The organism is Streptomyces cathayae (genome assembly GCF_029760955.1).
Lineage (GTDB): Bacteria > Actinomycetota > Actinomycetes > Streptomycetales > Streptomycetaceae > Streptomyces > Streptomyces cathayae.
Genome location: NZ_CP121682.1, coordinates 2,548,553 through 2,575,525, shown reverse-complemented (window position 1 = coordinate 2,575,525; position 26,973 = coordinate 2,548,553). Strand labels below are relative to the sequence as shown.

26 protein-coding genes are annotated in these 26,973 nt (G+C 70.4%); 21 read left to right on the top strand and 5 right to left on the bottom strand.

Annotated features, from left to right (window positions below):
* Nucleotides 1–18 precede the first annotated feature (18 nt).
* The 14 genes from PYS65_RS11475 (at nucleotide 19) to PYS65_RS11410 (ending at nucleotide 13,255) form a co-directional block, all read left to right on the top strand.
* Nucleotides 19–666 carry an L-threonylcarbamoyladenylate synthase gene (locus PYS65_RS11475; RefSeq protein ID WP_279333850.1) on the top strand — a complete coding sequence of 216 codons (648 nt, stop codon included), beginning with the start codon at nucleotides 19–21 and terminating at the stop codon, nucleotides 664–666.
* A complete protein-coding gene (locus PYS65_RS11470) occupies nucleotides 663–1,340 on the top strand; it encodes an arsenate reductase/protein-tyrosine-phosphatase family protein (RefSeq protein ID WP_279333849.1) in 678 nt (225 codons plus the stop codon). The genes PYS65_RS11475 and PYS65_RS11470 overlap by 4 nt, the downstream gene beginning before the upstream one ends.
* 280 nt (nucleotides 1,341–1,620) lie before the next feature.
* Entirely contained in the window at nucleotides 1,621–2,865 is a 1,245-nt protein-coding gene (locus tag PYS65_RS11465; protein WP_279333848.1) for a serine hydroxymethyltransferase, read from the top strand.
* A 185-nt stretch (nucleotides 2,866–3,050) separates the two neighbouring features.
* A complete protein-coding gene (locus PYS65_RS11460; RefSeq protein ID WP_279333847.1) occupies nucleotides 3,051–4,427 on the top strand; it encodes an MraY family glycosyltransferase in 1,377 nt (458 codons plus the stop codon).
* A gap of 376 nt (nucleotides 4,428–4,803) precedes the next feature.
* Complete coding sequence (locus PYS65_RS11455) at nucleotides 4,804–5,256, top strand: Cg1360 family ATP-synthase-associated protein (RefSeq protein ID WP_279333846.1); 453 nt, start codon at nucleotides 4,804–4,806, stop codon at nucleotides 5,254–5,256.
* Between the two features lie 225 nt (nucleotides 5,257–5,481).
* Nucleotides 5,482–6,303 (top strand): F0F1 ATP synthase subunit A, encoded by an 822-nt coding sequence (gene atpB, locus PYS65_RS11450; protein ID WP_279333845.1) that lies wholly within the window; start codon nucleotides 5,482–5,484, stop codon nucleotides 6,301–6,303.
* A gap of 70 nt (nucleotides 6,304–6,373) precedes the next feature.
* Nucleotides 6,374–6,604: an ATP synthase F0 subunit C gene (atpE, locus tag PYS65_RS11445; RefSeq protein WP_067391271.1), complete on the top strand. Its 231-nt coding sequence runs from the start codon at nucleotides 6,374–6,376 to the stop codon at nucleotides 6,602–6,604.
* A 44-nt stretch (nucleotides 6,605–6,648) separates the two neighbouring features.
* Complete coding sequence (locus PYS65_RS11440; RefSeq protein WP_279333844.1) at nucleotides 6,649–7,194, top strand: F0F1 ATP synthase subunit B; 546 nt, start codon at nucleotides 6,649–6,651, stop codon at nucleotides 7,192–7,194.
* Complete coding sequence (locus PYS65_RS11435) at nucleotides 7,191–8,006, top strand: F0F1 ATP synthase subunit delta (protein ID WP_279333843.1); 816 nt, start codon at nucleotides 7,191–7,193, stop codon at nucleotides 8,004–8,006. The genes PYS65_RS11440 and PYS65_RS11435 overlap by 4 nt, the downstream gene beginning before the upstream one ends.
* Before the next feature lie 182 nt (nucleotides 8,007–8,188).
* A complete protein-coding gene (gene atpA, locus PYS65_RS11430) occupies nucleotides 8,189–9,781 on the top strand; it encodes a F0F1 ATP synthase subunit alpha (RefSeq protein WP_279333842.1) in 1,593 nt (530 codons plus the stop codon).
* A 23-nt stretch (nucleotides 9,782–9,804) separates the two neighbouring features.
* Entirely contained in the window at nucleotides 9,805–10,725 is a 921-nt protein-coding gene (locus PYS65_RS11425; RefSeq protein WP_279333841.1) for a F0F1 ATP synthase subunit gamma, read from the top strand.
* On the top strand, nucleotides 10,725–12,161 hold the full coding sequence (gene atpD, locus PYS65_RS11420) for a F0F1 ATP synthase subunit beta (protein ID WP_279333840.1): 1,437 nt from the start codon (nucleotides 10,725–10,727) through the stop codon (nucleotides 12,159–12,161). The genes PYS65_RS11425 and atpD overlap by 1 nt, the downstream gene beginning before the upstream one ends.
* Nucleotides 12,162–12,271: 110 nt before the next feature.
* Complete coding sequence (locus PYS65_RS11415) at nucleotides 12,272–12,646, top strand: F0F1 ATP synthase subunit epsilon (protein ID WP_202277415.1); 375 nt, start codon at nucleotides 12,272–12,274, stop codon at nucleotides 12,644–12,646.
* 162 nt (nucleotides 12,647–12,808) lie between these two features.
* On the top strand, nucleotides 12,809–13,255 hold the full coding sequence (locus tag PYS65_RS11410; RefSeq protein WP_279333839.1) for a DUF2550 domain-containing protein: 447 nt from the start codon (nucleotides 12,809–12,811) through the stop codon (nucleotides 13,253–13,255).
* Between the two features lie 84 nt (nucleotides 13,256–13,339).
* On the opposite strand, the gene PYS65_RS11405 is transcribed toward PYS65_RS11410, so the two are convergent.
* Nucleotides 13,340–15,163 (bottom strand): glycosyl hydrolase family 18 protein, encoded by a 1,824-nt coding sequence (locus PYS65_RS11405; RefSeq protein WP_279333838.1) that lies wholly within the window; start codon nucleotides 15,161–15,163, stop codon nucleotides 13,340–13,342.
* A gap of 127 nt (nucleotides 15,164–15,290) precedes the next feature.
* Nucleotides 15,291–15,932 carry a response regulator gene (locus PYS65_RS11400; protein WP_279333837.1) on the bottom strand — a complete coding sequence of 214 codons (642 nt, stop codon included), beginning with the start codon at nucleotides 15,930–15,932 and terminating at the stop codon, nucleotides 15,291–15,293.
* A 172-nt stretch (nucleotides 15,933–16,104) separates the two neighbouring features.
* Between PYS65_RS11400 and PYS65_RS11395 the strand changes: the two genes are divergently transcribed.
* Complete coding sequence (locus PYS65_RS11395; RefSeq protein WP_279333836.1) at nucleotides 16,105–17,307, top strand: RNA-guided endonuclease InsQ/TnpB family protein; 1,203 nt, start codon at nucleotides 16,105–16,107, stop codon at nucleotides 17,305–17,307.
* Nucleotides 17,308–17,336: 29 nt separating this feature from the next.
* Here the strand turns inward: PYS65_RS11395 and PYS65_RS11390 are convergent, their stop codons facing one another.
* Nucleotides 17,337–18,530: a sensor histidine kinase gene (locus PYS65_RS11390; protein ID WP_279333835.1), complete on the bottom strand. Its 1,194-nt coding sequence runs from the start codon at nucleotides 18,528–18,530 to the stop codon at nucleotides 17,337–17,339.
* Nucleotides 18,531–18,682: 152 nt separating this feature from the next.
* On the opposite strand from PYS65_RS11390, the gene PYS65_RS11385 reads away from it, so the two are divergent.
* From PYS65_RS11385 to PYS65_RS11375, 3 genes are all read left to right on the top strand, one after another.
* Nucleotides 18,683–19,267, top strand: a complete 585-nt coding sequence (locus PYS65_RS11385) for a hypothetical protein (RefSeq protein ID WP_279333834.1) — start codon at nucleotides 18,683–18,685, stop codon at nucleotides 19,265–19,267.
* 540 nt (nucleotides 19,268–19,807) lie between these two features.
* Entirely contained in the window at nucleotides 19,808–20,635 is an 828-nt protein-coding gene (locus PYS65_RS11380; protein ID WP_279333833.1) for a helix-turn-helix domain-containing protein, read from the top strand.
* The gene (locus tag PYS65_RS11375) at nucleotides 20,632–20,817 is read left to right on the top strand and encodes a DUF397 domain-containing protein (RefSeq protein ID WP_279333832.1); all 186 of its coding nucleotides are present in this window, start codon (nucleotides 20,632–20,634) and stop codon (nucleotides 20,815–20,817) included. Before PYS65_RS11380 ends, PYS65_RS11375 begins: the two co-directional genes overlap by 4 nt.
* Nucleotides 20,818–20,929: 112 nt before the next feature.
* On the opposite strand, the gene PYS65_RS11370 is transcribed toward PYS65_RS11375, so the two are convergent.
* Together PYS65_RS11370 and PYS65_RS11365 are read right to left on the bottom strand one after the other, a co-directional pair.
* Complete coding sequence (locus PYS65_RS11370; protein WP_279333831.1) at nucleotides 20,930–21,502, bottom strand: cob(I)yrinic acid a,c-diamide adenosyltransferase; 573 nt, start codon at nucleotides 21,500–21,502, stop codon at nucleotides 20,930–20,932.
* Nucleotides 21,503–21,598: 96 nt separating this feature from the next.
* Nucleotides 21,599–22,333, bottom strand: a complete 735-nt coding sequence (locus tag PYS65_RS11365; protein WP_279333830.1) for a D-Ala-D-Ala carboxypeptidase family metallohydrolase — start codon at nucleotides 22,331–22,333, stop codon at nucleotides 21,599–21,601.
* Nucleotides 22,334–22,634: 301 nt separating this feature from the next.
* On the opposite strand from PYS65_RS11365, the gene PYS65_RS11360 reads away from it, so the two are divergent.
* The 3 genes from PYS65_RS11360 to PYS65_RS11350 all read left to right on the top strand — a co-directional run bounded on the left by PYS65_RS11360 (nucleotide 22,635) and on the right by PYS65_RS11350 (nucleotide 26,909).
* The gene (locus PYS65_RS11360; RefSeq protein ID WP_279333829.1) at nucleotides 22,635–23,483 is read left to right on the top strand and encodes a 3-hydroxyacyl-CoA dehydrogenase family protein; all 849 of its coding nucleotides are present in this window, start codon (nucleotides 22,635–22,637) and stop codon (nucleotides 23,481–23,483) included.
* Between the two features lie 188 nt (nucleotides 23,484–23,671).
* Entirely contained in the window at nucleotides 23,672–23,995 is a 324-nt protein-coding gene (locus PYS65_RS11355) for an STAS domain-containing protein (protein ID WP_279333828.1), read from the top strand.
* A gap of 328 nt (nucleotides 23,996–24,323) precedes the next feature.
* A complete protein-coding gene (locus PYS65_RS11350; protein WP_279333827.1) occupies nucleotides 24,324–26,909 on the top strand; it encodes an ATP-binding protein in 2,586 nt (861 codons plus the stop codon).
* The last annotated feature ends 64 nt before the right edge of the window (nucleotides 26,910–26,973 follow it).

The window sequence follows — 26,973 nt, the reverse complement described above, 5'->3', positions numbered from 1 at the left end:
TACGAGGAGGCCCGCCAGATGGCTCGGCGATACGACACCAACGACGCGACCGATCGCGCGACCGGTCTGCGTGAAGCCGCGTCCGCCGTCCGCCGTGGCGAACTCGTGGTGCTGCCGACGGACACGGTCTACGGCATCGGCGCGGACGCGTTCACCGGGGAGGCCGTCGCCGACCTCCTGGAGGCCAAGGGACGCGGCCGCAACATGCCCACGCCGGTGCTCATCGGCTCGCCGAACACCCTGCACGGGCTGGTCACCGACTTCTCCGAACAGGCCTGGGAACTGGTCGACGCCTTCTGGCCGGGCGCGCTGACCCTGATCGCCCGGCACCAGCCGTCCCTCCAGTGGGACCTCGGCGACACCCGGGGCACGGTCGCCGTGCGGATGCCGCTGCACCCGGTCGCCATCGAACTGCTCACCGAGGTCGGCCCGATGGCCGTCTCCTCGGCCAACCTGACCGGGCACCCCGCGCCGGAGAACTGCGACGCGGCGCAGGACATGCTCGGCGACTCCGTCTCCGTCTACCTCGACGGCGGGCCCACCCCGGGCATCGTCCCCTCGTCGATCGTCGACGTCACGCGCCCCGTGCCCGTACTGCTGCGCGAAGGCGCCGTCTCCCCGGAGGAGCTGCGCAAAGTGGTACCCGACCTCGAGGTGGCGAATTGACGGCGCCCGAGTCGGGGCGCGGCATAGGCGACGGGGAGAGCGGCGCGGAGGAGACGACCACCTTCGGGTTCCCGCGCGACAGCTTCCGCATCCTCCACGTCAGCACCGGAAACGTCTGCCGCTCGCCCATCACCGAGCGGCTGACCCGGCACTTCGTGAACCAGCGGCTGGGCATCCTGGGCTGCGGCCTGATCGTGGAGAGCGCGGGCACCTGGGGTCACGAGGGCGCGCCGATGGAGACGCACGCGGAGACCGTGCTGGCCGAGTTCGGCGCGGACGCCTCCGGCTTCGTCGGCCGTGAGCTGCTGGACGAGCACGTCATCCGCGCCGACCTGGTCCTGACCGCGACCCGGGACCACCGCGCCCAGGTCATCTCCATGGGCCACTCGGCGGGCCTGCGCACCTTCACCCTGAAGGAGTTCACGCGCCTGGTGAACGCGATCGACCCGGCGACGCTGCCCCCGCTGGACGACGGCCTGGTCATGCGCGCCCGCGCCCTGGTCCGTGCCGCCGCCGCGCTGCGCGGCTGGCTGCTGGCCCCGACCGCCGAGGCGGACGAGGTCTTCGACCCGTACGGGGCGCCCCTGCCCCTCTTCCGCTCCATCGGCGACGAGATACACCAGGCCCTGGACCCGGTCGTCACCGCCCTCACCGGCGTCCCGACCCGGGCCTGACCGCTTTGCCCGGGCCGCGCGCCCGACCGCCCCGCCCGGGGCGCCGGGGCTTCCCCGGCCCGGGCGCCGCGGTCCGGGCCGTTCGCACCGCGCCGCCGTGCGGCGGGCCGTCCGGGCGTCCGGGCGGGCTCCGTACGAGCTGTCGGGTGGTGGCTGCGAGGAGTCCGCCCGCCGGCCTCCGGGTGGCGTCCGGCAGCCCCGGAAGGGTGCGGCGCCGGGCGGCCCGGGGACGGCGGGCCTACATTGGTCGTACGCCGGCGTCGACGTGCGGGAGTCCACCATGACGGTCACCCATGCCCTCGGGAGCGAGTTCGGGGTCCTGCGCCGGCAGGACCCCGAACTCGCCGAGATCCTGCTCGGCGAGCGTGAGCGGCAGGCGACCACGCTCCAGCTGATCGCCGCCGAGAACTTCACCTCGCCCGCCGTGCTGGCCGCCCTCGGCTCCCCGCTGGCCAACAAGTACGCGGAAGGGTATCCGGGCGCCCGCCACCACGGCGGCTGCGAGTTCGCCGACGCCGCCGAACGCCTCGCCGTGGAGCGCGCCAAGGCGCTGTTCGGCGCCGACCACGCCAACGTCCAGGCGCACTCCGGCTCGTCGGCCGTGCTGGCCGCCTACGCCGCCCTGCTGCGCCCCGGAGAGACCGTCCTGGCCCTCGGCCTGCCCCACGGCGGCCACCTCACCCACGGCTCGCCCGCGAACTTCTCCGGCCGCTGGTTCGACTTCATCGGCTACGGCGTGGACGCGGAGACCGGGCTCATCGACCACGACCAGGTCCGCACCCTGGCCCGTACGCACCGGCCCAAGGCGATCGTGTGCGGCTCCATCGCCTACCCGCGCCACCTCGACCACGCCTTCTTCCGGGAGGTGGCCGACGAGACCGGCGCCTACCTCATCGCGGACGCCGCGCACCCCATCGGCCTGGTCGCCGGGGGAGCGGCCCCGAACCCGGTCCCGTACGCGGACATCGTCTGCGCCACCACGCACAAGGTGCTGCGCGGACCGCGCGGCGGCATGATCCTGTGCGGCGCGGAACTGGCCGAGCGCGTCGACCGCGCCGTCTTCCCCTTCACCCAGGGCGGGGCGCAGATGCACACGATCGCCGCCAAGGCGGTCGCGTTCGGGGAGGCGGCGACACCGGCGTTCACCGTGTACGCCCACCGGGTGGTCGCCAACGCGCGGGCGCTCGCCGCCGCACTGGCCGACGAGGGACTGGCCGTCACCACCGGCGGCACCGACACCCATCTGATCACCGCCGACCCCGCCCCGCTCGGCGTCGACGGGCGCGCGGCCCGCGGTCTGCTGGCGGGGGCCGGGATCGTCCTGGACTGCTGCGCGCTGCCGCACGCCGACGACCGCGGGCTGCGCCTGGGCACCGCCGCGGTGACCACGCAGGGCATGGGGGAGCCGGAGATGACGCTGATCGCGGGCCTGCTGGCGAGCGTCCTGCGGGGCGGCACCGAGCCCGCCCGGGCCCGCCAGGACGTACGGGAACTGACCGCGGCCTTTCCGCCATATCCCGGCTGAGACGTGTCACTCCGGCCGGGGTTTCGCACCCGTATCGGCGCGCATGCGGGGTAGGCGCGCCCGTATGCCGGACCGGCCGCACCGTCACTCGTGCAACCATCGTCGCTACCCGGAAGTCCTCACCCGTATGCATGCCTCGCTAGGGTGTGGGGCTGTGATGGCCAGCGAGATCTGTGGGGAAGCCCGTGCGTGAATACCTGCTGACGCTCTGCATCACGGCCGCGGTGACGTATCTGCTGACAGGGCCGGTGCGGAAGTTCGCGATCGTGGCGGGGGCGATGCCGGAGATCCGGGCACGTGACGTGCACCGGGAACCCACTCCGCGGCTCGGCGGTATCGCCATGTTCTTCGGCCTGTGCGCGGGCCTGCTGGTGGCCAGCCACCTGACGAACCTGAACGATGTCTTCGAGAGGTCCAACGAACCGCGCGCCCTGCTGTCGGGGGCCGCCCTGATCTGGCTGCTCGGCGTCCTGGACGACAAGTTCGAGATCGACGCCCTGATCAAACTGGGCGCCCAGATGATCGCCGCCGGCGTCATGATCCTTCAGGGTCTGACCATCCTGTGGCTCCCCATCCCCGGTGTCGGCATGGTCTCCGTGACCCCGTGGCAGGGGAACCTGATCACCGTGGCGCTGGTCGTCATCACCATCAACGCGGTCAATTTCGTGGACGGACTGGACGGCCTCGCGGCCGGCATGGTGGGCATCGCGGCCACGGCGTTCTTCCTGTACAGCTACCGGATCTGGTACGGCTACGGTGCCGAGGCGGCGGCCCCCGCCACCCTGTTCTCCGCCGTGCTGATCGGCATGTGCATCGGTTTCCTGCCGCACAACATGCACCCCGCCCGCATCTTCATGGGGGACTCCGGGTCGATGCTGATCGGTCTGGTCCTCGCGGCGAGCGCCGTGTCCGTCACGGGCCAGCTGGACGTCGAGGCGCTCAACGTCGACCTGGGCGGCACCCGGGAGGCGACCCATGCGATGCTGCCCGTCTTCATCCCGCTGATCATGCCGCTGACGATCATCGCGGTGCCCGTGGCCGACCTGGTGCTGGCCATCGTGCGGCGTACCTGGCGCGGCCAGTCGCCGTTCGCGGCGGACCGGGGCCATCTGCACCACCGTCTGCTGGAGATCGGCCACTCGCACAGCAGGGCGGTGCTGATCATGTACTTCTGGTCGGCGCTGATCGCCTTCGGCGCGCTCGCCTACTCGGTCAACTCGGCGTCCATGTGGATCGTGCTGGGCGTCGTCATCCTGAGCGCCCTCGGCCTGCTGCTGCTCCTGCTGCCCCGGTTCACCCCGCGCGCCCCGCGCTGGGCGGAGGCGGTCGTCCCGCCGCGCTACCGCCGCCGCAGGGCCCGGGTGGCGGCAAGGGCACCCGAGCCGTCCGGCGACCTTGACCCGGCGCCGTCACGGGCCGCCGACGCCCCCGACGGCCCCGAAGAGGCCGTCGACGGCCACCGTGCCCCGGTCACCGCCGGCGTCTCGGGCGTCAACGGCGCGACGGCCCTCGGCCACCACGCACGTCTGGGCGACCGGGGGAAGGCCGGCAGCTCCCGCTGACCGGGCGCCACGACGGGCGCCGGGGCGGACAGCACGGTCCGCCCCGGCACAAGGTAAGAATCCGACTAGAGCATTGCCAAGTCGTGGGGCTGCGATGGGGCGCTCTTGGGGGTGCGAAGCGCCCTAATACCAGACAAGTCATCCTTGTGCGCACTCAGGTGTGCCGCTTCACTCTCGTGCGTGATGTTCCGCACGCCCATTAGGTAAAGACTCCATCAAATAGTTTGTGATACCGTTCACGAGTCTCGCCGGAGAGAGCCGGGGAACCGCAGTGCGACGGTTCGTCGGTGGGGGGAAATCACACTCCATCCGGGGGACTACGCTCGTCCTCGACGACCGCCCTTTGCCCCCTGTTACAAACATGCGGAGTTCCGCCATGCCGTCCAACGACGTCCGGATCCTGATTCAGTCCGCCGTACCCACCGCTGTCGTCGGTGCGGTCGCGGTCGCGGTCGGTGGTGCCGTCGAAGGCGGCCAGGGGGTGATCGGAGCGGTCCTCGGGGCGCTGCTCGTGATCCTGCTCATGGGCACGGGCCTGTACGTCCTGCAGTGGATCGCCAGGTCGATACCTCATCTGTTCCAGGCGATGGGGCTGATGATGTACATGACGCAGATCCTGCTGATCTTCGTCTTCATCGCGCTCTTCAAGGACACGACCCTGTTCCACCCGCAGGTCTTCGCCCTCTCGCTGCTCGTCTCCACCCTCACCTGGGTCGCCGCGCAGGCACGGGCCACGATGAAGGCGAAGACCTTCTACGTGGACCCCGACCCGGCGACGCCGACCGGGAACGCGACCGAGGAGAAGGAAACATCGGAGCGGCCGTCGTGAGGCGTAGGGCCGGGATAAGGGCGCACGACGGACCCTGCTATCGTCCGGTGCCAACTGCGGCATCGCGGGCACGGGCATCCACGCTGACGCCTGTCACATCGCGAGGCGAGATGCCCCACTGCCGCCCCCACATCCGTAACACCAGTCCCGTGCCGAACCGCGGCCCCGTGCCGCGCCGACACCACGAGGTTGCCGAATCCATGCGCCACGCTGAAGGAGCCCGCGGTGAGTGCTGACCCGACACAGGTGCTCGCCTTCGAGACCGACTGCCACATCTTCGACGGCTGTGGCTTCCCGTCTCCCGGGCTGCACTCGTTCCTGTTCGAACCCCTGTGGGGCGACGGCGACAGCAGCGTGTACTTCAACAAGACAATGCTGCTGGCGCTGCTCGGCTCGATCATCATCATCGGCTTCTTCTGGGCGGCCTTCCGCCGGCCCCAGGTCGTCCCCGGCAAGCTCCAGATGGTCGCCGAGACGGGCTACGACTTCGTCCGCCGAGGCATCGTCTACGAGACGATGGGCAAGCGCGAGGGTGAGAAGTACGTTCCGTTCGTCGTCGCGCTGTTCTTCTTCATCTGGATGATGAACCTCTGGTCGATCATCCCGCTCGCCCAGATGCCGGTCACGTCGATCTTCGCCTACCCGCTGGGCCTCGCGCTGCTCGTCTACATCGTCTGGGTCTCGCTGACCTTCAAGCGGCACGGCTTCGTCGGCGCCCTGAAGAACTTCACCGGCTACGACAAGTCGCTCGGCGCCGCGTTGCCGGTCGTCATGCTGATCGAGGCCTTCTCCAACCTGCTCGTGCGGCCCTTCACCCACGCCGTGCGACTCTTCGCGAACATGTTCGCGGGTCACATCCTGCTGGTGCTGTTCACCATCGCCAGCTGGTACCTGCTGAACGGCATCGGCATCGCCTACGCCGGCGTCTCGTTCGTGATGGTCCTGGTGATGACCGCTTTCGAGCTCTTCATCCAGGCCCTGCAGGCGTACGTCTTCGTCCTGCTGACCGTTACCTACATCCAGGGCGCGCTCGCCGAGCAGCACTGAGCGTCCCGTACCGCCCCCATTCGACCGGTGGCCCACCCCCACCGGCCCGTGAAGAAAAGGAAGAACCGGAATGTCCCAGACCCTGGCTGCTGTCAGCGGCTCGATTGCTTCCATCGGTTACGGCATCGCCGCCTTCGGCCCCGGCATCGGCGTCGGCATCATCTTCGGCAAGGGCACCGAAGCCCTCGCCCGCCAGCCCGAGGCCGCCGGTCTGATCCGTGCCAACCAGATCCTCGGCTTCGCCTTCTGTGAGGCGCTCGCCCTCATCGGCCTGGTCATGCCGTTCGTCTACGGCACGTGATCATCTGATTCACGACCGGCCCCCTAGACGAAAGGCACTCTGATATGAGCGCACTGCTTCATATCGCGGCCGAGGAGGCTCAGAACCCCCTCGTCCCGCCGATTCCCGAGCTCGTCATCGGCCTGCTCGCCTTCGTCATCGTCTTCGGTTTCCTCGCCAAGAAGCTCCTCCCGAACATCAACAAGGTTCTGGAACAGCGTCGCGAGGCCATCGAGGGCGGTATCGAGAAGGCCGAGGCCGCTCAGACCGAGGCACAGAGCGTTCTCGAGCAGTACAAGGCCCAGCTCGCCGAGGCCCGGCACGAGGCCGCGCGCCTGCGCCAGGAGGCGCAGGAGCAGGGCGCCACGCTCATCGCCGAGATGCGCGCGGAAGGCCAGCGGCAGCGTGAGGAGATCATCGCCGCCGGTCACTCGCAGATCGAGGCGGACCGCAAGGTCGCCGCGTCGGTGCTGCGCCAGGACGTGGGCAAGCTCGCCACCGACCTGGCCGGCAAGCTCGTCGGCGAGTCCCTCGAGGACCACGCCCGGCAGAGCCGAGTGATCGACCGGTTCCTCGACGACCTCGACCAGAAGGCCGAGGCCGCACGATGAACGGAGCGAGCCGCGAGGCCCTGGCAGCCGCACGTGAGCGTCTCGACGCGCTGACGGACTCCACGTCCGTCGACGCCGGCTCGCTCGCCGAAGAGCTGGCCGCCGTCACCGCGCTGCTCCACCGCGAGGTGTCGTTGCGCCGGGTCCTCACCGACCCGGCGCAGGCCGGCGAGACCAAGGCGGAACTGGTCCAGCGACTGCTCGGAAGCCAGCTCAGCGGCAGCGCCGCCGACCTGGTGTCCGGCATGGTGCGCTCCCGCTGGTCGCAGTCCCGCGACCTGGTGGACGCACTGGAACAGCTGGCCGACCTCGCCGACCTCACCGCCGCGCAGAAGGCGGGCACGCTCGACACCGTCGAGGACGAGCTGTTCCGGTTCGGCCGGATCGTCTCCGCGAACAACGAGCTGCGTGCCGCGCTGACCGACCGCAAGGCCACCGCCCCGGCCAAGAGCGAGCTGCTGCACAGCCTGCTCGGACGCAGGGCGAACGCGACCACCGAGCGTCTGGTGACGCGTCTGGTGACCGCGCCGCGGGGACGTAGCCTGGAAGCGGGACTCGAGTCCCTGTCCAAGCTCGCCGCCGAGCGCCGCAACCGCATGGTGGCCGTCGTCACCTCCGCGGTGCCGCTCAGCGACGCGCAGAAGCAGCGCCTCGGCGCCGGCCTCGCGAAGCTCTACGGCCGCCGCATGCACCTCAACCTCGCCGTGGACCCCGAGGTCGTCGGCGGAATCCGGGTGCAGGTCGGTGACGAGATCATCAACGGCTCGATCGCGGACCGGCTGGAGGACGCGAGCCGCCGGCTGGCGAGCTAGCGCCGACGCGGCGGTCGCGCACGGCGCGACGGACGCGACCGACGCAGCAACTGAACACCAAGAACGTACTTGCGGCCCTGGTTGGGCCGTGCAGAGGATTCACCTCTTCCGGGGGGAGTCCCGACTCGTGGAATACCCCCCAAGTGAAACTTCGGGCCCAACAAGGAGAGCAGGGAACTCAGATGGCGGAGCTCACGATCCGGCCGGAGGAGATCCGGGACGCACTGGAGAACTTCGTCCAGTCGTACAAGCCGGACGCGGCCTCGCGCGAGGAAGTCGGCACGGTCACCGTCGCCGGCGACGGTATCGCCAAGGTCGAGGGTCTTCCCTCGGCCATGGCCAACGAGCTGCTGAAGTTCGAGGACGGCACCCTCGGCCTCGCCCTCAACCTCGAGGAGCGCGAGATCGGTGCCGTCGTCCTCGGTGAGTTCAGCGGCATCGAAGAGGGCCAGCCGGTCTCCCGCACCGGCGAGGTCCTGTCCGTCGCCGTGGGCGAGGGCTACCTCGGCCGCGTGGTCGACCCGCTCGGCAACCCGATCGACGGCCTCGGCGAGATCGAGACCCAGGGCCGCCGCGCCCTCGAACTGCAGGCCCCCACGGTCATGGACCGCAAGTCGGTGCACGAGCCGATGGAGACGGGCTACAAGGCCGTCGACGCCATGACCCCGGTCGGCCGCGGCCAGCGTCAGCTGATCATCGGCGACCGCGGCACCGGCAAGACCGCGCTGGCCGTGGACACGATCATCAACCAGCGTGACAACTGGCGCTCGGGCGACGTGAACAAGCAGGTCCGCTGCATCTACGTCGCCATCGGCCAGAAGGGCTCCACCATCGCGTCGGTCCGCCGCGCGCTGGAGGAGAACGGCGCCCTGGAGTACACGACCATCGTCGCCTCCCCGGCGTCCGACCCGGCCGGCTTCAAGTACCTGGCGCCGTACACCGGTTCGGCCATCGGCCAGCAGTGGATGTACGAGGGCAAGCACGTCCTGATCATCTTCGACGACCTGTCGAAGCAGGCCGACGCCTACCGCGCCGTGTCCCTGCTGCTGCGCCGCCCGCCGGGCCGCGAGGCCTACCCCGGCGACGTCTTCTACCTGCACTCCCGTCTGCTGGAGCGTTGCGCCAAGCTCTCCGACGAGATGGGTGCCGGCTCGATGACGGGTCTGCCGATCGTCGAGACCAAGGCGAACGACGTGTCGGCGTTCATCCCGACCAACGTCATCTCCATCACCGACGGCCAGTGCTTCCTGGAGTCCGACCTGTTCAACGCCGGTCAGCGTCCGGCCCTGAACGTCGGTATCTCGGTCTCCCGCGTCGGTGGCTCCGCCCAGCACAAGGCGATGAAGCAGGTCTCCGGCCGTCTGCGCCTGGACCTCGCCCAGTACCGTGAGCTGGAGGCGTTCGCCGCCTTCGGTTCCGACCTGGACGCCGCGTCGAAGGCGCAGCTGGAGCGCGGTCAGCGTCTGGTCGAGCTGCTGAAGCAGGAGCAGTACCAGCCGCTGGCCACCGAGGACCAGGTCGTCTCCGTCTGGGCCGGCACCACCGGCAAGATGGACGAGGTACCGGTCGCCGACATCCGCCGCTTCGAGAAGGAGCTGCTGGAGTACCTGCACCGCAGTGAGCAGGGCCTCATGACCTCCATCCGTGAGGGCGGCAAGATGTCGGACGACACCCTCCAGGCCGTGGGCGACGCGATCGCGGAGTTCAAGAAGCAGTTCGAGACGGGCGACGGCAAGCTGCTCGGCGAGGACGCTCCGGCCGCTGCCGCCAAGTGACGTTCAAGGAAGGGACCTGACTCATGGGAGCCCAGCTCCGGGTCTACAAGCGTCGCATCCGATCCGTCACCGCGACCAAGAAGATCACCAAGGCGATGGAGATGATCGCCGCCTCGCGCGTCGTCAAGGCGCAGCGCAAGGTGCGGTCCTCCACGCCGTACGCCGAGGAACTGACCCGTGCGGTCACGGCCGTCGGCACCGGTTCGGACGCCAAGCACCCGCTGACCACGGAAGCGGAGAACCCGACCCGTGCCGCGGTCCTGCTCCTCACGAGCGACCGCGGCCTGGCCGGCGCCTTCAACGCCAACGCGATCAAGGCGGCGGAGCAGCTGACCGCGCGCCTGGAGGGCCAGGGCGTGGAGGTCGACACGTACATCGTCGGCCGCCGCGGTCTGGCGCACTACAACTTCCGTGAGCGCACGGTCGCGGAGTCGTTCTCGGGCTTCACCGACGAGCCCTCGTACGCGGACGCCAAGACGGTCGCGGCGCCGCTGATCGAGGCCATCGAGAAGGAGACGGCGGACGGCGGAGTGGACGAACTCCACATCGTCTACACCGAGTTCGTCTCGATGATGACGCAGTCCGCGGTCGACTCCCGGCTGCTTCCGCTGCGTCTCGAAGAGGTCGCGGAGGAGACCGCGTCCGCCAAGGACGAGGTCCTTCCGCTGTACGACTTCGAGCCCTCGGCGGAGGACGTCCTCGACGCCCTGCTGCCGCGCTACGTGGAGAGCCGCATCTACAACGCGCTGCTCCAGTCGGCCGCTTCGAAGCACGCCGCCACGCGGCGCGCGATGAAGTCGGCCACCGACAACGCGGGCGAGCTGATCAACACGCTCTCCCGTCTTGCCAACGCGGCCCGCCAGGCCGAAATCACCCAGGAAATCAGCGAGATCGTCGGTGGCGCAGGCGCTCTGGCCGACGCAAACGCGGGGAGTGACAATTAATGACCACCACTGTTGAGACCGCGACGGCCACGGGCCGTGTCGCCCGGGTCATCGGCCCGGTCGTCGACGTGGAGTTCCCCGTCGACGCGATGCCGGACATCTACAACGCCCTGCACGTCGAGGTCGCCGACCCGGCGAACGCGGGCGAGCTCAAGACGCTGACGCTCGAGGTGGCCCAGCACCTGGGCAGCGGCCTGGTGCGCACCATCTCCATGCAGCCCACCGACGGCCTGGTCCGCCAGGCCGCGGTGACCGACACGGGCTCGGCCATCTCCGTCCCCGTCGGCGACTTCACCAAGGGCAAGGTGTTCAACACCCTCGGTGAGGTGCTGAACAGCGACGAGTCCTACACGGGCGAGCGCTGGCCGATCCACCGCAAGGCGCCGAACTTCGACGAGCTCGAGTCGAAGACCGAGATGTTCGAGACCGGCGTCAAGGTCATCGACCTGCTCACCCCGTATGTCAAGGGTGGCAAGATCGGCCTGTTCGGCGGTGCCGGTGTCGGCAAGACGGTGCTCATCCAGGAGATGATCTACCGCGTCGCCAACAACCACGACGGTGTGTCCGTGTTCGCCGGCGTCGGTGAGCGCACCCGTGAGGGCAACGACCTCATCGACGAGATGAGCGAGTCGGGCGTCATCGACAAGACCGCCCTGGTCTTCGGTCAGATGGACGAGCCCCCGGGCACCCGTCTGCGCGTCGCGCTGGCCGGCCTCACCATGGCCGAGTACTTCCGTGACGTCCAGAAGCAGGACGTGCTGTTCTTCATCGACAACATCTTCCGCTTCACGCAGGCCGGTTCCGAGGTGTCGACCCTGCTCGGCCGGATGCCCTCCGCGGTGGGCTACCAGCCGAACCTGGCCGACGAGATGGGTCTCCTCCAGGAGCGCATCACCTCGACCCGCGGTCACTCGATCACCTCGATGCAGGCGATCTACGTCCCCGCGGACGACCTGACCGACCCGGCCCCGGCCACCACCTTCGCCCACCTCGACGCGACGACGGTGCTCTCCCGTCCGATCTCCGAGAAGGGCATCTACCCGGCCGTGGACCCGCTGGACTCCACGTCCCGCATCCTGGACCCGCGCTACATCGCGCAGGACCACTACGACACGGCCATGCGCGTGAAGAACATCCTGCAGAAGTACAAGGACCTGCAGGACATCATCGCGATCCTCGGCATCGACGAGCTCGGCGAGGAGGACAAGCTCGCCGTCCACCGCGCCCGTCGCGTGGAGCGCTTCCTGTCCCAGAACACCCACGTCGCCAAGCAGTTCACCGGCGTGGACGGTTCGGACGTGTCGCTGGACGAGTCGATCACCGCGTTCAACGCGATCTGCGACGGCGAGTACGACCACTTCCCGGAGCAGGCGTTCTTCCTGTGCGGTGGCATCGAGGACCTGAAGAAGAACGCGAAGGAGCTGGGCGTCTCCTGAGCCTCGCGCTCGAGTCGGGGGGCGGGCACCGTCCCGCCCCCTGACCCCCGCCCATTAGACTTGTACCCCACACCCGGCGGACCTGCCGGGTGGTGACCCGAGGAGCCATCTTGGCTGCTGAGCTGCACGTCGCGCTGGTCGCGGCCGACCGAGAGGTCTGGTCGGGCGAGGCCACTCTGGTCGTCGCGCGCACCACGTCCGGCGACATCGGCGTCATGCCCGGTCACCAGCCGCTGCTCGGTGTGCTGGAGTCGGGACCGGTGACCATCCGTACGAACGACGGCGGGACGGTCGTCGCCGCGGTGCACGGCGGTTTCATCTCGTTCGCGGACGACAAGCTGTCGCTGCTGGCCGAGATCGCCGAGCTGTCGGACGAGATCGACGTCAAGCGCGCGGAGCGGGCGCGGGACCGTGCGAAGTCGGAGGCGGACGCCTCGGCGGAGCGGCGCGCGGACGTACGACTGCGCGCGGCGGCGGGGCACTGAACGACCCGAGGAGCCCTCCAGGCCGTCTAGGCTCTGGGGGAGCCGTGCAATGACGTGACTCAGCCGCGGCTGGGACCGGAGCGATCCGGACCCGGTCGCGGCTGAGGCAGATCTGGATGATTTTTCCGTTCCGTTACCTAGGAGACGAGGAGGTCGGTGTCGATGGTCCTCGCTCTGACTGTGTGCGGAAGTGTCGTGGCGCTCGTGGTGGTGGGCCTCTTCGTGTTCGGCCTGCGCCGCCGCCTCCTCCAGCGTTCCGGCGGAACCTTCGACTGCAGCCTGCGCTGGGACGTCCCGGAGGAGGGCGACACCGGCGGCAAGGGCTGGGCGTACGGGGTGGCCCGCTACAACGGCGACCGGGTGGAGTGGTTCCGCGTCTTCTCCTACGCGCTGCGTCCGCGCCGCGTCCTGGAGCGTGCGTCGATCGAGGTGGCCGGCCGCCGGGTGCCCGAGGGCGAGGAGGAGCTGGCGCTGCTGTCGGACGCGGTGATCCTGGCCTGCCTGCACCGGGGCAGGCGGCTGGAGCTGGCGATGAGCGACGACGCGCTGACCGGTTTCCTCGCCTGGCTGGAGGCGGCACCGCCCGGCCAGCGGGTGAACGTCGCGTAGACGTGTGGAGACGCGGGTGCGCCCCCGGACGAACGTCCGGGGGCGCATTTTTCGTCTCGTTGCTCGCGGTCGGGTGCCGGTGGCCTACTTCAGGCCGTTGTGGATGGCGCCGACCAGTTCACCGTTGGTGGTGTCACCGCTGAACTCCCAGAAGAACGCCCCGCCCAGGCCCTGGCCCTTGGCCCAGGCCATCTTGCTGTTGATGGTGGTGGGGGTGTCGTAGGACCACCAGTTGTTGCCGCAGTGGGCGTACGCCGTGCCGGCGATGGTGCCGGTGGCCGGACAGCTGTTCTTGAGGATCTTGTAGTCCTCGATGCCGGCCTCGTAGGTGCCGGGCGCCGGGCCGGTGGCGGTGCCGCCGGGTGCGGCCTGGGTGACGCCGGTCCAGCCGCGGCCGTAGAAGCCGATGCCGAGCAGCAGCTTGCCCGCCGGGACGCCCTTGGCCTTCAGCTTGGCGATGGCGGCGGCCGAGTTGAAGCCGTCCTGCGGGATGCCGTTGTACGCGGTCAGCGGCGAGTGCGGGGCGGTGGGGCCGTCCTTGTCGAAGGCGCCGAAGTAGTCGTACGTCATCACGTTGTACCAGTCGAGGTACTGGGCGGCGCCGCCGTAGTCGGCCGCGTCGATCTTGCCGCCGTTCGAGCCGTCCGCGGTGATGGCGGCGGTGACCAGGTAGTCCTTGCCGAACTCGGCGCGCAGGGCCTGGGAGAGGTTCTTGAAGGCCGCCGGACCACTGGTGTCGCAGGTGAGGCCGCAGGCGTTCGGGTACTCCCAGTCGATGTCGATGCCGTCGAAGACATCGGCCCAGCGCGGGTCCTCCACGACGCCCTTGCAGGACTTGGCGAACGCGGCCGGGTTCTGCGCGGCCTGGCCGAAGCCGCCGGAGTAGGTCCAGCCGCCGAACGAGTACAGCACCTTGATGTGCGGGTACTTGGCCTTGAGCTGGCGCAGCTGGTTGAAGTTGCCGCGCAGCGGCTGGTCCCAGGCGTCGGCGGTGCCGCTGACGGACTGGTCGGCGGTGTAGGCCTTGTCGGTGGCGGCGTAGGCGTCGTCGAGCTTGCACTGGCCGCCCACGACGTTGCCGAACGCGTAGTTGATGTGCGTGATCTTGGCGGCGGAGCCGGACGTCACCAGGTCCTTGACGTGGTAGTTGCGGCCGTAGACGCCCCACTCGGTGAAGTAGCCGAGGTTGATCTTGCCGCCGGTGGGCGGCGGTTCCTCGGTGTTGCCGGTGGTGCGGACCCGCACCGCGCCGCTGACCGGACCGGTCTGGTCGGCGGTGTCACGGGCCTGGACGGTGTACGAGTAGTCGGTGCCCTTGGCCAGACCGGTGTCCGTGTACGAGGTGCCGGTCACGGTGGCGACCCTGGCGCCGTCGCGCAGCACGTCGTAGTTCTTGACGCCCTTGTCGTCGGTGGCCGCGGACCAGGACAGCCGCACGGAGGTGTCGGTGACGCCCGAGGCACTGGGGGTGCCGGGGGCGGAGGGTGGCGCGTCGCCGGGGACGGAGGTGCCGTCGCAGCCGCCGCCGTTGAGCTTGCAGCCGGTGGGGGAGCCGGAGCCGCTGCCGTTGAAGCCGAAGCTGATGGAGGAGCCCGGGGCGAGGGTGCCGTTCCAGGACTTGTTCTTGGCGGTCCAGTGGTTCCCCGAGGACGTCACATCGGCGTCCCAGGCGGAGGTGACCTTGGTACCGGAGGGGAAGTCCCACTCGACGGTCCAGGAGTTGATCGTCGTGGTGCCGGTGTTCTTCACCGTCCACTTGCCCTCGAAGCCGGAGCCCCAGTCCTGGGTCTTGGCGTAGGTGGCGGTCGCCGAGGTCGCGGCCTGGGCGGGAGTGGCGAGGGCGACGAGAGCGGAGAGGGGGAGGAGCAGGGTGGAGAACCCTGCCACGGCTCTGTGTCTGAAGCGCATACCGCGCCTCCTTCGTGGGGTGAGGGATGTCGCCGTGGGTATGACTGAGCCTTCACACCCACGGTGCCGCGAGGATAGAAAGGTCTGGACCACGGGTCAATAGGTCTGGACCACCCACTCGTTCCGGTCAGATCCCCCATTCCTGCGCCAGGACCGCGGCTTGCACCCGGCTGCGCAGCCCCAGCTTCCCCAGCAGGCGGCTGACGTGGGTCTTCACCGTGGCCTCCGCCATGTCGAGGCGCTTCGCGACGGCGGCGTTGGACAGGCCCTCGCCCAGACAGGACAGCACCTCCCGCTCGCGCCGGGTGAGGGAGTCCAGCACCGCCGGATCGGCCGTGGACCCGCGGACGGGCTTCGCGGCGAACTCGGCGATCAGCCGCCGGGTCACGGCCGGGGCGACGATCCCCTCCCCGCGCGCCACCGTGCGCACGGCCTCGAGGAGGTCCTTCGCCTCCGCGTTCTTCAGCAGGAACCCCGAGGCCCCGGCCCGCAGCGCCCCGAAGACGTACTCGTCGAGGTCGAAGGTGGTCAGCACCAGCACGTCGGCGAGCCCCTCCGCGACGACCTGCCGGGTGGCCGACACCCCGTCCAGGCGTGGCATCTGCACGTCCATCAGCACCACGTCCGGGCGCAGTTCACGGGCGAGCGCCACCGCCTGCTCACCGTCCGCCGCCTCACCCACCACCCCGATGTCGGGAGCGCTGCGCAGGATGAGCACCAGCCCGGCGCGGACGGCGGACTGGTCCTCGGCGACCAGGACGCGGATCATTTGGCCTCCTTCGTGGATACCCCCGGCTTCAGCCGGGGGTGGGGGTACCGCCCGCTTGCGGGGGAGAAATGAAGTTCCTGCGGAGCAGGGCAACGGGCTGTGATGCGCCGTCAGGGCGGATCGCGGTGCTCTGACCCGCGGATTTGGGCTTAAGGCACGGTGGCGCTAGTTTGTGAGCGTGACCACGGCGTATGTGAAGCGGGCGTTCAAGTACCGCTTCCATCCGACCGATGCGCAGGCAGCCGAGCTGTCGCGCACGTTCGGCTGCGTGCGCAAGGTCTACAACCTCGCCCTCGCCGCCCGCACCGAGGCATGGGCGCGGCAGGAGCGGATCAACTACAACGCCACCTCGGCGATGCTGACCGCGTGGAAGAAGACCGAGGAACTCGCCTACCTCAACGACGTGTCCTCCGTGCCGCTGCAGCAGACGCTGCGGCACCTGCAGAACGCGTTCACCCATTTCTTCGGCAAGCGGTCCCAGTACCCCCGCTTCAAGAGCCGGAAGAAGTCCCGCAAGTCCGCCGAGTACACCACCAGTGGTTTCCGCTTCCGCGAGGGGAAGCTGACGCTGGCGAAGATGACCGAGCCGCTGGACCTCGTGTGGTCCCGTCCGCTCCCCGAGGGGGCGACGCCCTCCACGGTGACCGTGTCGCAGGACGCGGCCGGACGCTGGTTCGTGTCGATGCTGTGCGAGGACCCGACCGTGCAGCCGCTGCCCGCCGCGGATGCGGCGGTCGGCATCGACGTGGGCCTGGACCACCTGCTGACCCTGTCCACCGGCGAGAAGATCACCAACCCGAGACACGAGCGCCGCGACCGTACCCGGCTTGCCAAGGCCCAGCGGGCTCTGGCGAAGAAGGGCAGAGGGGACGGAGCCAACCGGCGCAAGGCCCGGATCAGGGTCGCGAAGATCTACGCCCGGATCGCCGACCGGCGCCGGGACCTGCTGCACAAGCTGACCACTCGACTCGTGCGTGAGAACCAAACGCTTGTGATCGAGGACCTGACCGTGCGCAACATGGTCAAGAACCACACGCTCGCCCGGGCCATCTCGGATGCGGGCTGGAGCGAGTTCCGCTCCATGCTGGAGTACAAGGCAGCCTGGTACGGGCGGGAAGTGATCGCGGTCGACCGCTTCTTCCCCTCCTCCAGGTTGTGCTCCGCCTGCGGCACCTTGCAGAAGAAGATGCCGCTGCACGTCCGCACCTGGACCTGCGACTGCGGCACGGTCCACGACCGGGACGTGAACGCGGCGAAGAACCTTCTGGCGGCCGGGCTGGCCGTGTCTGTCTGTGGAGCCGGTGTAAGACCTCAACGGAGTTCTCCGGGCGGGCGGTCGGCGACGAAGCAGAAACCCCCACGGCGCGAGCCGTAGGACTCCCCTCGTTCACGAGGGGGAGGAAGTCAACAGGTGTCTCCTCGCACGACGTCGGTGACGGGGAGGGTGGCGCGCACCTCCCACAGCTTGCCCTCCGGACCGTTCTGCGGACCGGCCTCGAACGTGCCGTCCAGCAGGGCGGCCCGCTCCCGCATGCCGACGAGACCGGCCCCCGAACCCGGCGCGCGCGGGGCGTCCCGGCCGCCGTGGGGACTGGTCACCCGGATGTCGAGGGCGTCGGCCGGCCGGCGCAGGCACACGGTGACCCTGCCCGGCGCGGCATGCTTCAACGCGTTCGTCAGCGACTCCTGCACGATCCTGTACGCGGCGAGTTCCACCGGTGTGGGGACGTCGCTGTACGTGGCGTCGAGGGTGACGTCCAGGCCGTTGGCGCGGGCGCCCTCCACCAGGGTGCCGAGGCCGTCGAGCGTGGGGGTCGCCGCCGGTTCCCGGTCGTCCTCCCCGTCGCGCAGGATGCCGATGAGCCGTCGCATCTCGGACAGTCCCTGCACGCTGTTCTCCCGGATCACGCCGAGTGCCTCCTTGGAGGTACCGGGGTCGTCCAGGGAGAGGGCGGCCGTGGAGTGGATGGCGATCGCGGAGAGGTGGTTGGCGACCATGTCGTGCAACTCGCGGGCCATGCGGGAACGTTCCGCGGTCACAGCCTGGACGCGGTCCATCTCCGCGAGCAGCGCGGTCTGTTCGGCCCGCAGCCGGGCGGCCTCGGCGGCGTCGCGGTGGTTGCGCACGATGAGGCCGGTCGAGGCGGGCGTGAACGTCACGGCGCCGACGACGAGCCCGAGGAGCAGGGCCTCCGGCACCCGCCACACGGCGTAGGGAACCAGCGTCGCCGCGATCGTGAACATGCCGGTGATCCACGGCAGACGGCGGGCGGTGGCGGACGTGCCGTACACGACGGCGGCGTACATCAGGTCCGTGTACATCACGATCGTGGCGATGCTGCCCTGCGTCATGACGTCCGCGGCCAACGCCAGCGTGCCGACGGCCAGGGCGGTGCGCGGGGCGGTGCGGCGCAGCAGTTCGCAGCCGGCGATCACGGCGAGCGGCACGAGGAGCGGCCCGCGGCCGTCGAAGAGCACGGTCGGGTCGTCGCCCGGCCGGACGCCCAGCCCGAAGCCCCACAGCAGCAGCCCGCCGGCGAGTCCGGCGAGCGCGACCCCCACGTCGAAGCGGGGCGGGCGGGACGGTCGCAGGGCCATGGCACCATCCAACACGGTGCGCACACCCGGCGCCTGATCCCCGCGGACGGTCCTGGACTGCATCTTTCGATGTACCGCGAGTTCATCGGTGGCGACGACGCCCCGGGCCGCCCCGCACGGGAGCCTGGAAGGGTGACCGAGAGGAGCGAACCGTGATCGTCGCCTTGATCGCCGCATGCGAGATCGGCTTCTGGGTGCTGCTGGCCGCCGGACTGGCCTTCCGCTACCTGCTGAAGATGCCGCGCACCGGCCTGGCGCTGCTGCTGTGCGAGCCGCTGCTGGAGGTCGTCCTGCTGGTCGCCACCGCGCTGGACCTGAAGAACGGTGCCGAGCCGGGCTGGGCGCACGGTCTGGCAGCGCTCTACATCGGCTACACCGTGGGCCACGGCCACCGCACCGTGAAGTGGCTCGACGGCCACGCCGCCCACCGGTTCGGCGGTGCCCCGAAGCCGGCCGGCCCGCCCCGCTACGGCACGGCCCGCGCCCGGCACGAGGCCAGGGTGTGGCTGGGCACGCTGGCGGGGGCCGCCGTGGCCACCGTCCTGCTCCAGCTCGCCATCCGGTACGTCGGCGACGCGAGCCGGGTGGGCTCCCTGGAGAGCTGGCGCACCACCGCCTGGCAGGTGACCGGCATCCACGGCCTGATCGCCCTGACGTACTGGATCTGGCCGAAGAAGGCTCCGGCGGGCACGCAGGCGAAAGAGCCCGTCACCGCGAAGGAGAACCTCCGCCACTGAAAGGGGGCCGGAGGCGGGTGCCTTGCCGAAAACCGTGAGCAGTCGACGGGAAAGTGTCACGTAAGCCCTCAGATGAGCGGCATCAGGACAGATATGGCCGAAGTGCTCACGGCTTTGGGGCGGTGTGTCGTCCCCGGGACGTGGTCGAGTGCCCCGGCAGCGCACACGTCGAGGCCGCCGGCCCGCCGGACGATGGGGGGAACACCACCCGCACGAGCAGCCGGCCGCCCTCGGCGAGACCCGATGCGCCATCACTCGACCTCACGCCCGCCGGGCAGCACGACCGTCCCCGACCCGTGACGCCACCTCCAGATCCCTTACGACCCGGTCGCCCGGCCTGAACGCCCTGGGGATCGATGCCTTGCCCCGGCGCCGGATCGACCAGCAACCGGGTACCGGTTCCCACAGAAGCCCTCGGTGCCGAGCCCCGTACACGTCGTCCTGTACGGGGTCCGGCTGGGACTTGCGCGTAACCACTTCCGGCCGTCTTGCCGTTGTACGGCTGCACGGTGTGCCGCAAGCGCGACAAGGGGGTCGTCCATGGCGAACAGCAGCAGTACAGCAGTCGAGTCGTCCGACAGTCTCAAGGCGTTCGGCGCGGCCCTGAAGACGTTCAGGGAACGGGCCCTGCTCACCCAGGAGCAGCTCGCCGAGCGGCTCAACTACTCGCACGCGTCGGTCGCCTCGGTCGAGCAGGGAAGACGGATGCCGACCGCCGCCTTCGTCGAGCGGGCGGAGGAGGCGCTGGAGGCGTTCGGGGTGCTGCGGGCCATGGTCCGGCACCTCGGGCGGCAGCGGGGACTGGCGGTCTGGTTCCGGGAGTGGGCTCAGTTGGAGGAGTCCGCGGTCGGTCTGTGCACGTACGAGTGCCGGGTGGTGCCCGGGCTGCTCCAGACCGAGGCGTACACCCGGGCGGTGATGCTCAACGTGCCGCCCCCGCCCACCGAGGAGCAGTTGGAGCAGCGGATCGCCGCGCGGCGGGCGCGGCAGGACCTGCTCAGGCGTACACCGCCGATCGCGTTCAGCTTCATCGTCGAGGAGTCGGTGCTGCTGCGGCACACGGGAGGCGAGGAGGTCACCCGGGAGCTGCTCGGCCATCTCCTCGCCTGCACGGAACCGTGGAACGTGGAGCTGCAGATCATGCCGCAGCGGCAGCCGTACCACGCGGGCACGGATGGGCCCATGCGTCTTTTGGAGACCCCGGAACGCCAGTGGGTCGGGTACGCGGAGGGTCAGAAGACCGGACAGCTGGTTTCTGACCGGGAAGCAGTGAGCGTGATGCAGATGCGCTATGCCAAGATGCGCTCGCAGGCCCTGTCCCCGGCGGACTCGGTGGAGTTGTTGCAGAGGATGCGAGGAGCGCTATGAACACCGTCAACGAGCTGGACTGGTTCAAGAGCAGCTACAGCGGATCCGAGGGCGACGACTGTGTGGAGGTCGCGCTCGCCCCCGGAGTCGTGCACGTACGCGACTCCAAGCAGCAGGACGGGCCCCGGTTCGCGGTCTCCCCTTCCGCCTGGGGTGCTTTCCTCGGAGGTGCGGAGGGCTGAACGGCGGGTGCCGCCGTCGGCCCGTGTGATCAGGGACCACTCGGTTCCGGGCACACGGGCTGACGGCGGTGACGGCTTCCGTGCCGCTCCCCGGGGAGAAGGCCGGCGGGTGCTAGCGCTCCCCGCCCGGTACCCACAGCACGTCGCCGGTCTCCTTGTTGGCGATGCGGGCCAGGATGAAGAGGAGGTCGGAGAGGCGGTTGAGGTAGGTGGCGGTGAGGGGGTTCATGGTGTCGCCGTGCGCCTCCATGGCCGCCCAGGTGGAGCGCTCCGCGCGGCGGACCACCGTGCAGGCCTGGTGGAGGAGGGCGGCGCCCGCCGTGCCTGCCGGGAGGATGAAGGAGCGCAGCTTCTCCAGCCGCTCGTTGAAGTGGTCGCAGTCCTTCTCCAGCCGGTCCACGTAGAACTGCTCGACCCGCAGCGGCGGGAACTCGGGGTTCTCCACCACCGGCGTCGACAGGTCCGCGCCCACGTCGAACAGGTCGTTCTGCACGCGGGTGAGGACCGTGACGACCTCCTCGTCCAGGGCACCCAGCGCGATCGCGGTGCCGATCACCGCGTTCGCCTCGTTGGCGTCGGCGTAGGCGGCGATGCGCAGGTCGGTCTTGGCGACCCGGCTCATGTCACCGAGGTTGGTGGTGCCCTTGTCGCCGGTCTTCGTGTAGATGCGTGTCAGATTGACCATGCGGCCAGCCTAGTGACGCCCAGGCTTTCCGGACACCGGTGTGCCGACCGTCACGGCCCGCCGTGACGGTCGGTCTCGCGTGGGGTGGAGCGCCGGTCAGATCCCGCAGCTGGGTGCCGACCAGTACGGTGACGGGTCGAAGGCCACATGGGTGTGGTCGTTGTGGCCGGGGTAGCCGGGGCCGAGGATCTCGGAGAAGCCGTGGACCCGGGACTGGCGGGCGAGGGTGCAGAAGCTCGGCGAGCCGACGAGGTCGGCCGCGTCGCCGTAGAGGTGACGGCTGGTCGACGAGCCGCCGACCGCGCTGTTGCAGGCGTAGGAGCGGAAGCCGCTGGAGATGGTGATCGGCACGTCACCGAGCGCGTGCCGCAGTGCCTCCAGCTTCCACATGGTCTTCAGCGCGTTCGCCTTGGCGGTGGCGGCCGACACCGCGCCGCCCGACCAGGTGGAGTTGCACTTGTTGAGTTCGGCGTAGCTGAAGTGGACGGGCGTGCAGTCGGCGTCCTGGAGCGCGTAGATCTTGCTGAAGGTCTGCGGACCGGCGACACCGTCGGCGGGCAGTCCGTACGCCGACTGGAACTTCTTGACGGCGGCGGTGGTGCGGGCACCGTACTGGCCGTCGTAGGAGAGCCGCTCGCCCGAGGTCACCCAGCCGGCGACCCGGATCTGCAGCTGTGTCACATCGCTGCCGGAGGTGCCCTGGGACAGGGTGCGGTTCCAGGTGTAGCACGAGTCGGCGTGCGCCGTGCCGGCGGTGGCGCCCACCCCGAGGGCCATACCCGCCATGATCATGACAAATGAGAGGAGGGTGCGTGTCGCGCGTCTCAGCATTCCGGCCTCCCGACCGTCCGTCGCTGGATGGAGGGGTGCCGCCCGCCCGGACGGCGCCCGCCGACCAGCGTGCGGCACGGTGCTACGCGCGTCAACAATCAGTGGGTGAATGACTGGAGTTGACGGTCAGGAGGGTTGGTGGCCGAACCTGAGGAACCTCGGAGGCGGCGGGAGTGATGGGTGTCTCACTGCGTGAGACGTGACACGCATTACTAACCCCTCACACATTCGCCCGCGGGCGCTAGTGTCCGCGAGTGACGTACAGGAACAGTGTGTGAGTGTTTCGAAGGGGAGTCGCACAGTGGCACGGAAGCTCGCCGTCATCGGGGCCGGCCTCATGGGGTCCGGAATCGCCCAGGTCTCCGCTCAGGCGGGCTGGGACGTCGTCCTGCGCGACGTCACCGACGAGGCGCTCACGCGAGGTGTCGACGGGATCAAGTCGTCGTACGACAGGTTCGTGGGCAAGGGCAGGCTCGAGGCCCACGACGCCGACGCGGCCCTCGCCCGGATCACCACGACCACCGACCTGGACGCCTGCGCGGACGCGGACGTCGTGGTCGAGGCGGTCTTCGAGAAGCTCGAGGTCAAGCACGAGATCTTCCGCGCCCTCGACGGGATCGTGCGCGAGGACACCGTGCTCGCCTCCAACACCTCGGCCATCCCGATCACCAAGATCGCGGCCGTGACGGAGCGCCCGGAGCGGGTCGTCGGCGCGCACTTCTTCTCGCCGGTGCCGATGATGCAGCTGTGCGAACTGGTCCGCGGCTACAAGACCAGCGACGAGACCCTCGCCACCGCGCGCGAGTTCGCCGAGTCGGTCGGCAAGACCTGCATCGTCGTCAACCGCGATGTGGCCGGCTTCGTGACCACCCGCCTGATCAGCGCCCTCGTCGTCGAGGCCGCCAAGCTCCACGAGTCGGGTGTGGCGAGCGCCGAGGACATCGACCTGGCCTGCAAGCTGGGCTTCGGTCACGCCATGGGGCCGCTGGCCACCGCCGACCTGACCGGCGTCGACATCCTGCTGCACGCCACCGGGAACATCTACACCGAGTCCCAGGACGAGAAGTTCGCCCCGCCCGAGCTGATGCGCCGGATGGTTGACGCCGGTGACATCGGCCGGAAGAGCGGGCAGGGCTTCTACGCGTACTGATCACCCCGAACACCCCGGTGCTCATCACGCACCGGGGTGAATTCGGTGTCGGTTCGCTCACACGGAGCAACCTCTGCGGGCTCCACGCAGTCAGAGGGTGCATCACCGTCGCCAAAAACGTGAGAAGCCCGAACACCTCAAGAACCTGTACACCTTAAAAACGGAGCACGGCACGCACGGGAGCGCATATGCATATCAGGGGCGACCACGCCGAACTGGTCGTCGGGGGCCGCCTCGATGTCCGCAACGCGGCGGACGCCCGTACGGTCCTGCACTCGGCCGTCGACGACGGAGTCGGTGATCTGCTGTTGGACCTGTCCGAGCTGGACTCCTGGGACGCCACCGGACTCGGCGTGATCATGGGAGTCCACCGACGGGCCGGCCGCTGCGGCCGGCGGCTGGTGCTGCGCGACGTACCGCCACAGCTGCAGCGCCTGCTGGTGGCCACCCGGCTGCACCGGATCCTGGCGATCGAGGGGGGCATCGGGGTGGACACGCCGCCCCGTGTGTGAGGTCCGTACGGGGGACGCGCCGGACGAACCGGATGCACGGGGTGAACCGGATGCGCCGGACGGACCCGACGGCCGGCAGGATCCGGCCGGCCCGGTGAGAGCCCCCGGCGACCCGTGCGACGTGCGCAGAATCCTCACGAGACTGTGATGTCCCGGACCGGACGCCACCCCGGACTGTCGTAGATACTGGGAGAAGGTTTAGGGTTCGGCTGCCCGCTGCCTCATCCACCCTCGAGCGGGCCCGGGCCAAGAGCGACAGCGCGGTGTGCAGCAAGGCCGGGAGGGGCTTGGACCCAGGCACACGACGCTTTTGGGGGGCTAGGACCTTATGGACCCGAACAACCCGGGACCCGAGGAGTACGGTCGTGACGGCGACGGACACGCGCCGCGCCAGCGCCCGCCCAGGGAATCCCTCACATCCGACTTCGGGCAGCCCACGCCCGTGCTCGCCCGCACGGTGCAGCTCGTCTCCGGCGACTTCCTGCTGACCGTCAATCCCGTCGACGGCAGTGAGATAGAACCCTGCCCGCCCGCCGAGCGGCCCGCACGCCCCGTGAAGCTGACGGAGGCCGAGCGCGCCGAGGCCGAGCAGGCCGCCCGGCCGCCCGTCCCGCCCGGCCCGTCCCGGCCGGAGCTGCCGCTGACGGCCCGCCAGGACGAGCGGGAGAAGCTGCTCCGGCTGCTCGCCCGCGGCCGCTCCGTGCGCCTCACCGGCCCCGCGGGCGCCGGCCGTACCCGGCTGCTCGACGTCGTCGCCGAGGACTGCGCGGACCTCGCCCCCGACGGCGTGGTCCGCCTGGACGGCCACCGCCGCAGCGCCGACGATCTGCTGTACGACCTCTTCCACGCCGTGCACAGCGCGCCGCTGTACCGCCCCGGCCGGGACGAACTCGCCGACTGTCTCCGTGAGGTCGGCGCGGTCGTCGTCATCGACGACCTCGGGTTCGGCGGCGCCGCCCTCGACGAACTGCTCGACGCGACACCCGAGTGCGCCTTCCTGCTCGGCGCCACCCCGGACGTGCCCGCCCCGTCGGCCGACTCCGCCGTGGAGGAGGTCGTCCTCGACGGACTCGACCGCGCGGCCGGTCTCGACCTGCTGGCGCGCGCCGTCGACCGGGACCTCACCGAGGACGAGTCGAACTGGGCCGGTGACCTCTGGTTCGAGTCCGAGGGCCTGCCGCTGCGCTTCGTCCAGGCCGGTGCCCTGCTGCGACAGCGCGACCGGCTGCGCGCCGGCACCAGCGCCGTCGACGAGTTCGGCGTCTTCGAGGACGTCTGGCCCGGCGACCCGTCCGACGAACTGCCCGCCGACGCCGTCGACGCCGTCGACGGTGACGAGGTCCCGCTGCCCTCGCTCGGCGAGGCGGCCGCTCCCGCCCCGCTGCTCGCGGCACGGCTCAGCGCCTCCGCCCGCGCCACCCTGCGGTTCGCCGTCGCGCTCGGCGGTGAACTCCCGCACCAGGCGCACCTGCCCGCGCTGGTCGGCGACACCCACGCCGACGCCGCGCTCGGTGAGCTGGCCGCCTGCGGGCTGGCCGCCCCGGCCGGCTCCCGCTACCGGCTCGCCGCCGGCGTACCGGCCCAGCTGGAGGCCGCCGGGTACGCCGACGGGGCGCAGGCGCAGGCCCGCACCGCCGCCCAGCACTACGCCTGGTGGGCCGGGCACCCCTCGGTCACCCCGGAACGGGTCTGCGCCGAGGCCGACGCGGTGCTCGCCGCGCTCGCCGTGGTGGCGCCGCTCGCCTCGGCCGCCGACGAGGGCGAGGAGGACGTGGCGGTGCAGCTGGCCCGCACCGCCGCCCCCGCGTTCGCCGCGGGCCTGCACTGGAACGCCTGGGAGCGGGCCCTGCGGGCCGGCGCGGAGGCCGCCCGGCTCGCCGGAGACGTGGCGGAGGAGGCCTACTTCCGCCACGAGCTCGGCATCCACGCCCTGTGCGTGGGGGAGCTGGACCGCGCCCGTGCCGAACTGGAGGCCTCCGTCGGCCTGCGCGGGGCCGTCGCCGACAAGCGCGGCGCCATCGCCGGACGCCGGGCGCTGGCCCTGGTCAGCGACCGCTCCGGCATCCCGGCGGCGCTCGCGCCGACCGCGGGGGAGGAGGTGCCGGAGGCCCGGTACGAGGAGTCGGCCTCGCCGCCCCGCGGGGTGCCGATGGCCTTCCCGGAGCTGCAGCCGCCCACCGACACCGGCCTGGTCGTCCACCACACCGCGCCCGTGCCGGTGTTCGCGCCCAAGGCCACGCCCAAGGCCGGCGTCGGGCTGAAGGGCCTGGCCCGGCGCAACCTCGTGGCGGCCGGCGCGGGCGCGCTGCTCGTCGCCGTGCTGGGCACGGTGGTCACCCTCGGAGCGACCTCGGAGAACGAGCCCGGCACCCCGTCGGAGAACGTCGGCGTCAACCCGTCCGCGAGCCAGGGGGCCGACGACGGCAGCCTGGGTGCGGACCGGCGGACCGAGGAGGGCGGTGACACCGGTGACGCCACCAGCCGGCCCGCCGACCCCGGCCCGGACGGCACCCTCGGCACCTCCGACGACCCGACGCCGACGGCCACGGAGTCGGGCGAGGCCTCGGCCGACCCGGGCGACACCGACAAGCCGGACGACTCGACGACCACGCCCTCCACGCCGTCGGCGTCGTCCTCGTCCGCGAAGCCGCCGAAGACGACCGAGCCGAGCGATCCCGTCGACGAGACGACCGATCCGGAGCCGGCCCCGACCACCTCGACGCCGGATCCGCCCGCCCCGACGACGGGCCCGACGGAGGACTACACCCCGCCGCCGCCGGAGACGTCCGACTCGGCGAGCGGCCCCACCTCCTCCACCCCGGCCCAGACGGAGTCGGGGGCGAGCAGTTCGGCGAGCGCCCCGCAGAGCAGCGAGGCGGGCACACCGAGCAGCTCCGGAACAGCGGTGATCTGACACCCCGGGCGTCCGCGGACGCCCGGGAACACTTTCGGGCATGTGTGGAGGGCCGGCTCCCCGA

Coding starts and splice junctions, on each gene's coding strand:
- PYS65_RS11475 (WP_279333850.1), top strand. CDS start 19: ATGGCTCGGCGATACGACACCAACGACGCGACCGATCGCGCGACCGGT.
- PYS65_RS11465 (WP_279333848.1), top strand. CDS start 1,621: ATGACGGTCACCCATGCCCTCGGGAGCGAGTTCGGGGTCCTGCGCCGG.
- PYS65_RS11455 (WP_279333846.1), top strand. CDS start 4,804: ATGCCGTCCAACGACGTCCGGATCCTGATTCAGTCCGCCGTACCCACC.
- atpE (WP_067391271.1), top strand. CDS start 6,374: ATGTCCCAGACCCTGGCTGCTGTCAGCGGCTCGATTGCTTCCATCGGT.
- PYS65_RS11440 (WP_279333844.1), top strand. CDS start 6,649: ATGAGCGCACTGCTTCATATCGCGGCCGAGGAGGCTCAGAACCCCCTC.
- PYS65_RS11435 (WP_279333843.1), top strand. CDS start 7,191: ATGAACGGAGCGAGCCGCGAGGCCCTGGCAGCCGCACGTGAGCGTCTC.
- atpA (WP_279333842.1), top strand. CDS start 8,189: ATGGCGGAGCTCACGATCCGGCCGGAGGAGATCCGGGACGCACTGGAG.
- PYS65_RS11425 (WP_279333841.1), top strand. CDS start 9,805: ATGGGAGCCCAGCTCCGGGTCTACAAGCGTCGCATCCGATCCGTCACC.
- atpD (WP_279333840.1), top strand. CDS start 10,725: ATGACCACCACTGTTGAGACCGCGACGGCCACGGGCCGTGTCGCCCGG.
- PYS65_RS11410 (WP_279333839.1), top strand. CDS start 12,809: ATGGTCCTCGCTCTGACTGTGTGCGGAAGTGTCGTGGCGCTCGTGGTG.
- PYS65_RS11405 (WP_279333838.1), bottom strand. CDS start 15,163: ATGCGCTTCAGACACAGAGCCGTGGCAGGGTTCTCCACCCTGCTCCTC.
- PYS65_RS11400 (WP_279333837.1), bottom strand. CDS start 15,932: ATGATCCGCGTCCTGGTCGCCGAGGACCAGTCCGCCGTCCGCGCCGGG.
- PYS65_RS11390 (WP_279333835.1), bottom strand. CDS start 18,530: ATGGCCCTGCGACCGTCCCGCCCGCCCCGCTTCGACGTGGGGGTCGCG.
- PYS65_RS11380 (WP_279333833.1), top strand. CDS start 19,808: ATGGCGAACAGCAGCAGTACAGCAGTCGAGTCGTCCGACAGTCTCAAG.
- PYS65_RS11375 (WP_279333832.1), top strand. CDS start 20,632: ATGAACACCGTCAACGAGCTGGACTGGTTCAAGAGCAGCTACAGCGGA.
- PYS65_RS11370 (WP_279333831.1), bottom strand. CDS start 21,502: ATGGTCAATCTGACACGCATCTACACGAAGACCGGCGACAAGGGCACC.
- PYS65_RS11365 (WP_279333830.1), bottom strand. CDS start 22,333: ATGCTGAGACGCGCGACACGCACCCTCCTCTCATTTGTCATGATCATG.
- PYS65_RS11355 (WP_279333828.1), top strand. CDS start 23,672: ATGCATATCAGGGGCGACCACGCCGAACTGGTCGTCGGGGGCCGCCTC.
- PYS65_RS11350 (WP_279333827.1), top strand. CDS start 24,324: ATGGACCCGAACAACCCGGGACCCGAGGAGTACGGTCGTGACGGCGAC.